Annotated in this window: 11 protein-coding genes; 5 read left to right on the forward strand and 6 right to left on the reverse strand. The window is 70.4% G+C overall.

Annotated elements, in window-relative coordinates:
- The first annotated feature begins 391 nt into the window (after nucleotides 1-391).
- Both AB0A97_RS40105 and AB0A97_RS40110 read left to right on the forward strand, forming a co-directional pair.
- Nucleotides 392-1,153 carry a MerR family transcriptional regulator gene (locus tag AB0A97_RS40105; protein ID WP_361160582.1) on the forward strand — a complete coding sequence of 254 codons (762 nt, stop codon included), beginning with the start codon at nucleotides 392-394 and terminating at the stop codon, nucleotides 1,151-1,153.
- A gap of 263 nt (nucleotides 1,154-1,416) precedes the next feature.
- Complete coding sequence (locus AB0A97_RS40110) at nucleotides 1,417-1,824, forward strand: DUF1761 domain-containing protein (RefSeq protein WP_361160585.1); 408 nt, start codon at nucleotides 1,417-1,419, stop codon at nucleotides 1,822-1,824.
- Between the two features lie 8 nt (nucleotides 1,825-1,832).
- Here AB0A97_RS40110 and AB0A97_RS40115 read toward each other — a convergent pair whose 3' ends face one another.
- Both AB0A97_RS40115 and AB0A97_RS40120 read right to left on the reverse strand, forming a co-directional pair.
- Nucleotides 1,833-2,465 (reverse strand): FAD-dependent oxidoreductase, encoded by a 633-nt coding sequence (locus AB0A97_RS40115; RefSeq protein ID WP_361160588.1) that lies wholly within the window; start codon nucleotides 2,463-2,465, stop codon nucleotides 1,833-1,835.
- A gap of 287 nt (nucleotides 2,466-2,752) precedes the next feature.
- Entirely contained in the window at nucleotides 2,753-3,220 is a 468-nt protein-coding gene (locus tag AB0A97_RS40120; RefSeq protein WP_361160591.1) for a nuclear transport factor 2 family protein, read from the reverse strand.
- Nucleotides 3,221-3,295: 75 nt separating this feature from the next.
- Here AB0A97_RS40120 and AB0A97_RS40125 point away from each other — a divergent pair, with 75 nt between their 5' ends.
- Together AB0A97_RS40125 and AB0A97_RS40130 are read left to right on the forward strand one after the other, a co-directional pair.
- A complete protein-coding gene (locus AB0A97_RS40125; RefSeq protein ID WP_361160594.1) occupies nucleotides 3,296-4,144 on the forward strand; it encodes an AraC family transcriptional regulator in 849 nt (282 codons plus the stop codon).
- Between the two features lie 578 nt (nucleotides 4,145-4,722).
- Nucleotides 4,723-4,971, forward strand: a complete 249-nt coding sequence (locus AB0A97_RS40130) for a hypothetical protein (protein ID WP_361160612.1) — start codon at nucleotides 4,723-4,725, stop codon at nucleotides 4,969-4,971.
- Here AB0A97_RS40130 and AB0A97_RS40135 read toward each other — a convergent pair.
- From AB0A97_RS40135 to AB0A97_RS40145, 3 genes are all read right to left on the reverse strand, one after another.
- Nucleotides 4,922-6,061 (reverse strand): PrpF domain-containing protein, encoded by a 1,140-nt coding sequence (locus AB0A97_RS40135; RefSeq protein WP_361160597.1) that lies wholly within the window; start codon nucleotides 6,059-6,061, stop codon nucleotides 4,922-4,924. The two genes, AB0A97_RS40130 and AB0A97_RS40135, sit on opposite strands and share 50 nt — an antisense overlap.
- Nucleotides 6,061-6,969, reverse strand: a complete 909-nt coding sequence (locus AB0A97_RS40140) for an isocitrate lyase/PEP mutase family protein (protein WP_361160600.1) — start codon at nucleotides 6,967-6,969, stop codon at nucleotides 6,061-6,063. The genes AB0A97_RS40135 and AB0A97_RS40140 overlap by 1 nt, the downstream gene beginning before the upstream one ends.
- A gap of 171 nt (nucleotides 6,970-7,140) precedes the next feature.
- Nucleotides 7,141-8,043, reverse strand: a complete 903-nt coding sequence (locus tag AB0A97_RS40145; protein WP_361160603.1) for a LysR family transcriptional regulator — start codon at nucleotides 8,041-8,043, stop codon at nucleotides 7,141-7,143.
- 116 nt (nucleotides 8,044-8,159) lie between these two features.
- Between AB0A97_RS40145 and AB0A97_RS40150 the strand changes: the two genes are divergently transcribed.
- The gene (locus AB0A97_RS40150; protein WP_361160606.1) at nucleotides 8,160-9,572 is read left to right on the forward strand and encodes an MmgE/PrpD family protein; all 1,413 of its coding nucleotides are present in this window, start codon (nucleotides 8,160-8,162) and stop codon (nucleotides 9,570-9,572) included.
- 905 nt (nucleotides 9,573-10,477) lie between these two features.
- Here AB0A97_RS40150 and AB0A97_RS40155 read toward each other — a convergent pair.
- Nucleotides 10,478-10,771: ANTAR domain-containing protein (locus AB0A97_RS40155; RefSeq protein ID WP_361160609.1), on the reverse strand; the 294-nt coding region annotated here is incomplete at its 5' end.

Below are 10,771 nucleotides of genomic sequence, written 5' to 3' on the forward strand. Positions count from 1 at the left end.
GGGCAGCGGACCGGCCGGCAAGCGGGTGGCCGAATTTTTTCCGTTGCGGGAGGGGGCGGCTCGTGCAGGCGACGGGGACGTACGGCCCGCTGTCCTCGCTCCCGTGCTCGGCTGCACGACAGCACCCGTCCGACAGGGCCGTCGCACGGAGCTCGCCGTGGCGCTGGGCGGGCACTGGGCGGCGTACCTGGATCCGCACCCGCTGCGCCAGCTCCGACAGCCGGAACTGCATGACCTCGCGTGGGTTCGGCACGAGGCGGGGGTCCAGGCGGCCGTCGATCGGCACGCAAGAAGCCGAGAGCCCGGGCTTGAAGCTGCCGCAGCGGAAACCCCTACCGTTCTGAGCAGGGCAGGAAACCTGCCCGGTGAAGCGCGTGGGAGGGAGGCGGCGATGGCCTGGCCGATCGCGGAGGTCGCCCGGATGTCGGGGGTGACGGCCCGGACGCTACGGCACTACGACGAGATCGGCCTGCTGTCGCCGGCCCGGGTCGGGGCCAACGGCCACCGCTACTACGAGGAGCGCCAACTGCTGCGGCTGCAGCAGGTTCTCGTACTGCGGGAGCTGGGCCTGGGACTGCCGGAGATCGGCCGGATCCTGGCCGCGCAGGTCGACGAGCTGGGGGCCCTACGGAGCCACCACCGTCGGCTGCTCGCCGAGCGCGACCGGCTGGACGCCCTGGCCGGCACCGTCGCCCGCACGATCGCCGAACTGGAACAGTCCAGGAAGGACGGCACAGACATGATCAGCATCAGCCGACCGGAGAACCTGTTCGAGGGCATCCGGTCCGCCCAGTGCATGAGGGCCCTGCACGATTTCCCGGAACTGGCCGGGGCCGTCGAGCGGCATGCCGCGGCGTTGAGCGAGGCCGAGCGCGAGGCCGACGAGCGCGAGCGCACGGCGCAGCTGATCCGGCTGGCCGACCTGCTGTCCGCCGGCCTGCCCGCTGACGCCGACGCGGTGCAGGCCGAGACCGACACCCAGTACCGGACGCTGGCCCGCATCCGGGCAGCCACCGCCGAGGAGTACCGCGCGATCGGGCGTACCTGCGTGGAGAACGAACACTGGCACGCGGTGTACGAGTCGATCGCACCAGGCTTGGCCACGTACCAGCGAGCCGCCATGGAGGCGTACGCCGCAACGCGACTGCGCTGACCCGGGACCGGGCCGCCGCCACGGGGGTGCGACGGCCCTACCGGACTCGACATGCGCCCTTCCGCGCCTCGGACCGGCGGGGATCGGTCTTTCGTTGCCTTCCTCGTGGTGTCGCGTTACGGGGCCGCTCCTCCCCAGCCGCTACTGTCACTGCGAACTGACACTCGCCCTCGCCATGAAGAGATGTGCTTGACCCGCCATGTGCTGGGCCGACACGCTCCGCGGGCGACGGTACTTCCAAGGTGAGAGGGGCCCGCATGGAGATGAGTGTCAGCTGGCCGGCTGTCCTGGTGGCGACTGCGGTCGGGATGGCCATCGCCGGAGTCTGGTACGGCAAGGCTTTCGTCGGCGTCTGGAGAGACCTGACGGGAGTGACTGAGGAGGATTCCAAGAGAGTCGGCAAGTCTCCGTTCGTGGTCCTCCTGGCATCGATTCTCCTCACGGCGCTGGTGCTCGCCGGCAGTCTCTCCCTGGCGACGGGCTTCTTCGAGAGCGACTCCCTTTGGATCGCTCCGGCCGTCGGCTTCGTGGTCTGGCTGGGGTTCTCGCTGACGACCTTGGCGCAGCACAACGCGTTCGAGCAGAAGCCCCTGCGGCTCACTGTGCTCAACAGCGCCTACCAACTGGTGCTGTTCTTGGGCATGGCCCTCGCCGTCGGGCTGCTCCAGTAGCGCCGCGTTCAGTGCACCGCACGGACCCTGCGGCCACCGCCGTACCGGGGTGCTCCGATGGTGGGCGCGCTTCCGGTGGCCGGTCTGTCGGCCTCCGCCGCACGTGCTGCCATCGGCCTCCGCGTCGGGGCGCCGACCGCGGACGGCAGGGGCAGGCCGCTGCCGCGCAGGGCGTCGTGCAGGTCGACGGTCTGCGTGCCGGCGCCGACCCGTACGAGCCCGTCCTCGACGAGGACGTGGTGGATCCCGGAGACGTCGATCACCATGCCGGTGCCGGTCGAGAACCCCGCCAGGCTGTGCCCACCGCCGCGCACGTGCACCTCAAGACCGTGGCGGCGGGCGAAGCCGACCGCCTGCCGCACATCGTCCTCGCTCGCGCAGTAGATGCGTGACGTCAGAGCGCCATTGCCGGGCGGGAGGTCGGGGAATGACGGGCGGGTCTGGTAGTGGAGGCCAGGTTTGAAGTCGGACCAGTGGAAGTCGCTGTCTGCGCGCAGGTGTTCGGCGTGCGGCCAGGCGTCGGCGGCCAGAGCGAACAGGCCGGTGAAGCAGGTCAGTTCGGCCTGGGGGCGCCGCCCGGAAAGGCACCTGGCGGAAGGCCATAGCGACGCCGGGGCCTTGGCCCAAGGTGAACTGCGCATCCTTCCAGCAGCTCTGGCAGGCCAACGTTGTCGGCCCCGTTGACCATGGCTGACCTACCGGCAACGATGCCCGCCGGGCCGGCCCGCCCGGCGCCATACGCCCGCTCACCCGCCGCGACGCCACCCCGGACCGAACCAGAGCAGCGGGCGATCGACGCCAGCGCCCCTCGGCGAACCGGGATCGCACACAGGAACTGGTGAACTCTGGCTTACGAGCGGCGCCCCGCCCAACACACAGCCCGGGTGAGCCGGTTGCGGCCACTGCGCGCCGTGGCAGGCCCGGCGGTTCAGACCTGCTGGTTGTCGGGGCTGACCGGCTCATGGACGGTTCGGGGTACCTCTTGCGGAGCTTCGCCGAAGAGCATGCGGTGTCCGCGGGCCGTGTCCGTGTACTCGCGGACCCGGTGGATCAACCCGTCCCGGAGTTCGAAGACGAAGCAGTAGTCGTTGCTGTATCGGTGTCCGTCGGCGAGCGTCGCCGTCATGGTGAACTCCGCCACCCCCCGTTCGTCATCGGCGTGCAGCCCCAGGACGGCGACGGTGACGTCACGCCCGAAGACACGGGGGAAGTCCTCGGCGAAGAAGCGCGCGATGGCATTCCTGCCGACCATGTGGTGGGTCGCCCCGAGCGCGACGGCGGTGGCGTTCCCCGGGGGCGACAGCCACTCGGCGTCCTCGGTGAGGACCGCGGAGATCCGGTCGTGGTCATTGCTGGCCAACGCCTGGAAGGCGTTGCGGATGATGATGTCGCTCATGGACCCACTGTCACCGCCCGCGCGTCCGGGCGTCTTGGACAAATGCTCCGATCGGTCTCCGCGTAGCATGGGACGATGCGACCCTCCGTGCGCGAGCGTGAGGCTGTCACCAGGTGGGAGGTCGCGAGGCCACCGTGGCGAGGTCGGACAGGCGGCATCAGCCTGGCCGGATTCCGCGACCGGGGCACGGGCCCCGTCGACCTGCCGGTGATCCCGCGCCCGGCCTTCACCCTGATCGTCGAGTTCGGTGAAGGCCCACTGATCGTGGGCGACGCCGTCGGCCGGCAACAACGCGGAAGTCTCGTCTCCGGGCTCGCCTCCGGGCCGGCGCGTATGCGAGGCGAGAACGTCGCATGCGTGGAGGTACACCTGTCCCCGGTGGTCACGCACACCGTGCTGGGGGTCGGCCCGGCGGAGCTGGACCGTGTTCCCCTCGACGACCTGTGGGGCCGGAGCGCGGCACGGCTGCGGGAACAACTCAATGAAGTCCCGTCCTGGGAGGGCCGTTTCGCGCTGACGGATGCCTTCCTCGCCCGTCGCCGCGGGGCGGGGCCACCGGCGGACCCGGAGGTGGTCCGGGCCTGGAACCGGATCGTCGCCAGTCGCGGCCAGGTCAGGGTCGAGGATCTGGCAGCCGAGGTCGGCTGGAGCCGCAGGCGCCTCTGGTCCCGGTTCCGGTCACAGATCGGTCTGCCCCCCAAGCGCGCCGGGACTCTCGTCCGCTTCCACCACGCGGCCCGCCACTTGACCGCAGGCGGCAGCGTGGCCCGCATCGCAACAGAGTGCGGTTACGCCGACCAGTCCCATCTCCACCGCGAGGTCATGGCATTCACCGCGATGACTCCTGGGACACTGGCCGGTGACGCGGGCCTGGCCGTGGACCACATCGCATGGACCGGACACGACACCGGCGAGACGCGCTGACTACCCGCCCCACGTGGCACGCACCTCACACCACAGGCGCAAGGCGACGTCCGCCCTGTGCAGCAACCCCACCGACCACCTTTCATGACTTCGAACTGGCAGTACGTGGGGAATCGGTGCCCGCCGCTGTCACTCCGTACCGCCCGGTTTCTCTCCACGGCCACGGGGCCGTGCCTGACCTGTTCCGGGGGAGTGGGTGCGGGTGCCCGCAGGTGAGAAGGCCGGGGCCGTCCCGCGCCAGCGGTACGACGGGCTGGTGACCGAGGGCCGGAAGCGCGTATTCAAGATCGGGGACGGCGCTCTGAAGATTCTGCCGCTCCGTACGCACGGCGGCCGCGACGCCGGCCGCGGCCCTTTTTGCGGGCCCCGGCGGCGTGTTGGTGGAGCCCGCACGATGGTGGAGCCCACCGACACGGCCCAGGCCAGGTCTCCTCGGTGTCACCCCGGCCCATCAGCGCGGTGAACACCCGTCCCCCGTTCCCAGTCGTCCGGAACGAAACTGCCCTGGAGCGCAACCACCTCCTGCTTGCCGGCCGGGCTCTTGAACAATCGGTACGGCATTCCATGAGTTCGCCCCGATCGGCGGAACCGCGTACCTGCACGCCATCGTCCAGTCCGTACCGACGGCCGACAACGCCGACCACTACGCCGAGATCGTCCCCGGGCGCGCCGTCGTCCTGCCCTGCGCTCGCTCCCACAGGCATTCCTGCACCTACGGGCTCGACCACTTCGTCGACATGGGCCACGATCCATGCCCTCAGCTCGCAGAGCACCTGCCTACGAGTAGAAGGCGCGCCCCGCCATCAGTCGGCGCGCGGTCCGGCTGATGCCGAGCGACCGGAAGGTCACCTCCGGGCCGCTGGTGTCGTCATCGACGGTGACCGAGACGCCGGTGATCGCGGAGGGGTGGCCGACCAGCACCGCACCGGGCCGGCGCGACTTCGCTGCGTCGTGGACGGTGGTGCCGCGGACGCGGGACGCGGCGGCGAGGCTGATCGAGGCGGTGACGGCGATGCTTTCGTGCAGACGGTTCATGAACATCAGGTGGAGCCGCAGGTCCATGTGCCCGGCCTCGGCTCGCTGTCCGTTCAAGGTACGGTACGAGAACGGCGGCGCGACGAGGCCGACGAAGGGCACCGCGGGGACGTCCGTGTCGCCGCGACGCCAATCGGAGCACAGGCCCATCAGGACGCAGGCCTTTCCGCGCGCCTCGCGTACGAGCGCGAGGAGGTCGCGGTCGTCGTTGATTTCGGTGCGTTCGTCTCCGGTCAGTGCGAAGTCCTCGGCGCGCAGCCAGACCACCGGGTTGCCCGCGTCGACGATCGAGGCGTCGATGACACGGCCGTCCTCCAGCGTGAGCTTGTCGACGGGGGCGCCGGTGGGGAGCAGGCGCCCGGTCATGGCGCCGATCGTGGCCGACCAGTCCATGACGATCTCGGCTCCGGTTCCTGGCACGCCCGGGATGGCCAGATCGCCCGTCACCTCGGCGAGGCCGTCGGAGACCGGCACCCGCGCGACGAGGATCTTGCCGGTGTTGGTGTTGTGGATGCGGACCTCGGTCACGCCCTCGTGTGCGGGGACGAGGCGCTCGTCGATCGCGAACGGGCCCACGCCGGAGGAGATGTTGCCGCAGTTGCCGTTGTAGCTGACACGGCCGCTTTCGATGTCGACCTGGGCGAAGGTGTAGTCGACATCGGCGTCGTCGCGGGCGGACGGCGCGACGACGGCCACTTTGGACGTGATCGGGCGCGAGCCGCCCAGTCCGTCGATCTGGAGGACGTCGGGAGAGCCCATGAGCCGGCGCAGCAGCGCGTCACGTGCCTGACCGGCTGGGGGGAGGTCGCGTTCGTGGAGGTAGAGGCCCTTGCTGGTGCCGCCCCGCATGAGGACCAGGGGAATCGATGCCTGTCCACCCATCAGGAGCCCTCCTCTGCCGTCGCCGGCCGGGCAGGAGACGGTGGTTGTGCGGTGACGAGCCGATCGGGCCACTGGAGCCAGTCGTCCAGGCCGACGGTGCCGAACAGCTCGGCCGGGCCGGCCGCGTCCCGGGGCGGCAGGCCGGTCTCGCGCAGTCGGGTCAGTGCCGAGTCGACGGCCGCGCTCGCGGCGGCGATGTTCACGAAGGGGTAGATGCCCAGCCGATAGCCCAGGCCGGCGTAGTCGGATGCCGTGAGCAGCGGGGTCCGGGAGTTGGCGATCACGTTGATCACCAGCGGGACGTCGATGCTGCGGGCGATCCGGTCGAGCTGGTGGGGATTCCCGGGAGCCTCGACGAAGACCATGTCGGCACCGGCGTCGGCGAACCGGCGACCGCGGTCGATCGCTTCGTCCAGGCCGAGCGGAGTGAGGGCGTCGGTACGGGCGATGATCACGAGATCGTGGCTCCCCCGGGCGGCGACGGCGGCGCGGACCTTCCGTACGGCCTCCTCCTTGCCGACGACGGTCTTGCCGTTGAGGTGCCCGCAGCGCTTGGGGAAGACCTGGTCCTCGATGTGGACGGCGGCGGCACCGAGCCGGACGTGGGTCTCCACCGCGTGGCGGACGTTGAGCTCGTTGCCGTAACCGGTGTCGATATCGACGATCAGCGGTAGCGAGGTGGCGCCTCGCAGGCGGACGACGTGTGCGGCGACCTCGCCGGCGGACATCAGTCCCAGATCGGGCCGGCCGAGCACGCTGACCGAAGCTGACGCTCCACTCACGTATGCGGCGGGAAACCCGGCGCGCTCCACCAGCGTGGCGGTCAAGCCGTCATAGACGCCTGGAGCGATGACCAACTCGTCGCCGTTGATCAGCTCACGCAGCAGGCGGGCGGGATGGGTGGTCAACTCCTCACTCCTTTCGTTACGAACGTGCCATTGAGCCCCGACGAGGCGCGGCCGGCTGCCGTACGGCGTGGGAAGCACGTCCTGCCGTACGGTGCGGGAAGCGTGTCCGACGGGCCCCACCAGCCTGCGGGCACGGTGGCCGGCAAGGGAAATGACGGACGTTGGGCCGGTCTATGCGTCAGGCGTATGAGGGGTACGGAGGGTTCGCGTAACGAACGCACAGAAGCGGCGGGCGGCTGGGGTGGCCGGCCCGTCGGTGGCGGTGACGATCCCGACCTCCCGCTTCGCGCCGTTCTCGTCCAACGGGACTTCCACGGTGCCGGGGTGGAGCGCGGTCTCTGACCGGGACTCCGGCACGATCGCGATACCGGCCTCGGCCGCGACCAGGGCCCGCAGGGTGCTGAGCTCCGTGCCCTCCACGGCGAGCTGGGGCGTGAACGCCGCCTCGGTGCAGACCTGGTCGAGGATCTGCCGCACCCCGAACGCCCGGGGGAACGTGACGAAGCGCTCGGCCGCGAGCTCGCCGGCCGTGACCGCTGCCCGGGCGGCCAGCGGGTGGTTCTCGGGGACGAGGAGGGTGAGCCGTTCCTCCAGCAGCGGAACCCAGCGGATGTCCTCCCCGGCCGGCCGGGGGCTGGTGAACCCGACGTCGAGGCGTCGGTGACGGACCTCGTCCACGACGATGTCGGCGGCGTTCCCCCGTAGCTGGAAGGCGGCCGACGGCGCGATCGTGCGGTACTCCCGCAGCAGTTCGGGGACGAGCCAGCCGCCCAGCGAGTGGAGAAATCCCAGGGCGATGGTGCCTGCGTCCGGGTCGAGGAGAGCCCGGATGCGCTGTTCGGCCGACGCGACCTCGCCGACCGCCCGTACGGCGTGCGCGTGGAACACCTCACCGTAGCGATTGAGGCGCAAGCGGTTCTGCTGCCGGTCGAAGAGCCGCACACCCAGCCGTCGCTCCAGCCGCGCCAGCGCGCGGGACAGCGTCGGCTGCGAGATGTTCAGCTTCTGCGCCGCCGCGGTGACGTGCTCACTTTCGGCGAGGGTGATGAACCAGCTCAGCTCGCGTAACTCCATCCAGCGACCATACGCCGCGCGCATGAGTCGGCTTCCCTATGGTCATTTCACCGCGGCGGCCCTGGGCCCCGATCCTCGAACGAGATGTCGGCACAGCGAGCAGAGGAGCCTTCGAAATGACCCTCGAAAGCCGGGACCAGCGGTATCTGGCCGAGCAGGTGGGCGAGTTCGTCGCACGGACCGAATTCGGTGACGTCCCCGACAAGGTGCTCCAGCGCGCCCGCCACCTCGTGCTCGACGCCGTCGGGATCGCCTTCGCCTCCACCGCGTTCCCCTTCGCCGGCGTGGCCCGCGACGCCTTGGCGGCATTCGGGGGCGGGGACCACGTCGTGTTCGGCATGGCGGACCGGCTCACCGCGCGCGACGCCGCCGTGCTCAACGGCATCCTGATCCACGGCCTGGATTTCGACGACACGCACCTGCCCGCCGTCGCTCATGTCACCTCCGTGGTCCTGCCCGCCGCGTTGTCCGCCGCGGTCGCCTCGAACGCCTCGACGCGCGACCTGCTGCTCGGCTACGTCCTCGGCGTCGAGGTCATGGCCCGGGTCGGCATGGGAGCCGCCGGTGGGCTGCACGACGTGGGCTTTCATCCGACGGCCGTGGCCGGAGGGTTCGGAGCCGCCGTCGCCGCCGGAAAGATCATGGGTCTGGACGCCGGCGGCCTGGCCACCGCGCAGGGCATCGTCGGGTCACAGGCGGCGGGCCTGATGGAGTTCCTGGAGGACGGGTCGTGGACCAAGCGCTTCCATCCCGGCTGGGCCGCCGCGAGCGGACTGACCGCCGCGAGCTTCGCCAGGGCCGGCTGGAGCGGTCCGCCCGGCGTTTACGAAGGCCGCTTCGGCCTCTACGCCACGCACGTGCCGAGCCGGGACGCACGCCCGGCCGCCGTCTCCGAGGACCTGGGCGTGAGCTGGGAACTGCTGCGCACCGCCGTGAAACCCTTCCCCGTCTGCCATTTCCTCCACGCCTTCGCCGACGCCGCGCTCATCCTCCGCAACGAGCACGCCCTGAGGGCGGAGGACATAGCGGGAATCCGCTGCGCGATCCACCCGGTTCCACGCAAGGTGGTGTGTGAGCCTGCCGGGGCCAAACAGGCGCCGCGCGACGAGTACGACGCCAAATTCAGCCTCCCCTTCGCCGTCGCCGCGTCCTTGGTCCGCGGTCGGTTGACCCTCGACGAACTCGAAGCCGACGCCCGCTCCGACACCCGGATCCGGGAACTGGCCCGCAAGGTACAGGTTGACGACGACCCCGACAGCGCTTTCCCGTCGGCCTATTCCGGTTTCGTGGAGATCGCACTCACCGACGGGCGAGTGGTGCGCCACCGTGAGCAGTACAACCGCGGCCACGAACAGCGACCGCTCACCGACGAAGAGATCGACCGCAAGTTCCGCGGCACGATCGGACGAGTCGCCGACCGCGAAACGGCCGATCGTGTGCGGCGTGCGGTACTGGCGCTGGGCGACAGCCGCCCTGCCTCCGGCTTCGCCGAGGCGTGCGGCGGGCCGGTAGTGACCGGTGGGGCGTGAGGGGTCGAGGCACAGACAGTACGGCCTGGGCGGCTCAGTCCTTGCCGTGACGGCTCCACACCCGCCCGGAGCCGGTGTGGACCGTGCAGCGCCACCTGCCGCCTCCGGACTCCGCCATGTCCGACGAGACACACCAGCCACTGTGCATGCCAGGGCATCCGTGCCCGGCTGATCACCGTTGCGTGAACACCGTGACCTTCCCCGGGGCCCCACACGGCAACAACCCTGGCCGCCCGCTGCGGCAAGACCGAGAGCGCCCTGAAGCGGGTCCACCAGACCACCACCCGGCTCCGAACAAGAGAAGGCCCAGACCAGCATCGCCGCCGTCGCCCGATGAGCGGGCGTCTCGCGCACCTTCCTCTACGACAACGCTGAGGCCCGAGCACGGACCCACACGGCGGGATCATGGGCACGGCGGATCGTAGCGAGGGATGTCGCCGTCCATGCTGCAAGCGGCCCGCGAGAAAGCTGCGGGGGTGCGAAGAACTGTCCAGGCAGTGAGGCACCCGCAAAGACGTGTCGTCTGTCCTGGCATGACGATCGTTTGGTGCGATACGGCGCGCTCGGCATCCCGGCCCGCTGTTGGGCAACTGGCGTAGGGCGATGGGTTCACGGCTTGGAGGAGGGTGACTCGGCCATGACCTTGATCGGTTTGCCGTAGGCCGGGGGATGTTCACCGCAGTCGGCCGGTAGGCCGCGGTGAGCGGTCGCTGCCGTCGGGGGGGAACGGCGGCGGCGATGAGCCGGTCCGCTTCCACCGGAGCACGGCTCGGCGCGGCAAGCCGGACACGATCTCTTCCGGCCAGGCTGACGGACTCTTTCCTGCGTGCCGCCGACGAACTCTTCGCGTGCCACCTTCGGGCAGCGGGCGCCCGGAGATGGCGAAGGCGAGACGTCGCAGGCGGCTATTGGAGTGGTGGGGCGGTGCGTTGTCCGGGGGTGGTGTCGTCGTGGGCAGGTGAGTTCGGTGGTCCGGGCGTGTTCGCCTTCACCGCGGCGATCGCGTCCGTCAGGTGCCGTCGTGCGGTGCCGGCCAGGGCGGTGCCCTGGTGGCTGTCGAGCAGGTCCTGGGCGAGGCGGTGCAGTTTGGTGTTGGTCTTCTGTGAGGTGGTGACCAGGACGGCCCAGGACGCTTCGGGGGTCAGATCGAAGGTGGCCATCAGGATGCCGCGGGCCAGGTCGATGACCGGTCGGGTCTG

It is taken from the genome of Streptomyces sp. NPDC045470, assembly GCF_040646595.1.
In the GTDB taxonomy this organism is placed as follows: Bacteria; Actinomycetota; Actinomycetes; order Streptomycetales; family Streptomycetaceae; genus Streptomyces.

Coding starts and splice junctions, on each gene's coding strand:
- AB0A97_RS40150 (WP_361160606.1), top strand. CDS start 8,160: ATGACCCTCGAAAGCCGGGACCAGCGGTATCTGGCCGAGCAGGTGGGC.
- AB0A97_RS40110 (WP_361160585.1), top strand. CDS start 1,417: ATGAGTGTCAGCTGGCCGGCTGTCCTGGTGGCGACTGCGGTCGGGATG.
- AB0A97_RS40145 (WP_361160603.1), bottom strand. CDS start 8,043: ATGGAGTTACGCGAGCTGAGCTGGTTCATCACCCTCGCCGAAAGTGAG.
- AB0A97_RS40135 (WP_361160597.1), bottom strand. CDS start 6,061: ATGGGTGGACAGGCATCGATTCCCCTGGTCCTCATGCGGGGCGGCACC.
- AB0A97_RS40115 (WP_361160588.1), bottom strand. CDS start 2,465: ATGCGCAGTTCACCTTGGGCCAAGGCCCCGGCGTCGCTATGGCCTTCC.
- AB0A97_RS40105 (WP_361160582.1), top strand. CDS start 392: ATGGCCTGGCCGATCGCGGAGGTCGCCCGGATGTCGGGGGTGACGGCC.
- AB0A97_RS40125 (WP_361160594.1), top strand. CDS start 3,296: ATGCGACCCTCCGTGCGCGAGCGTGAGGCTGTCACCAGGTGGGAGGTC.
- AB0A97_RS40120 (WP_361160591.1), bottom strand. CDS start 3,220: ATGAGCGACATCATCATCCGCAACGCCTTCCAGGCGTTGGCCAGCAAT.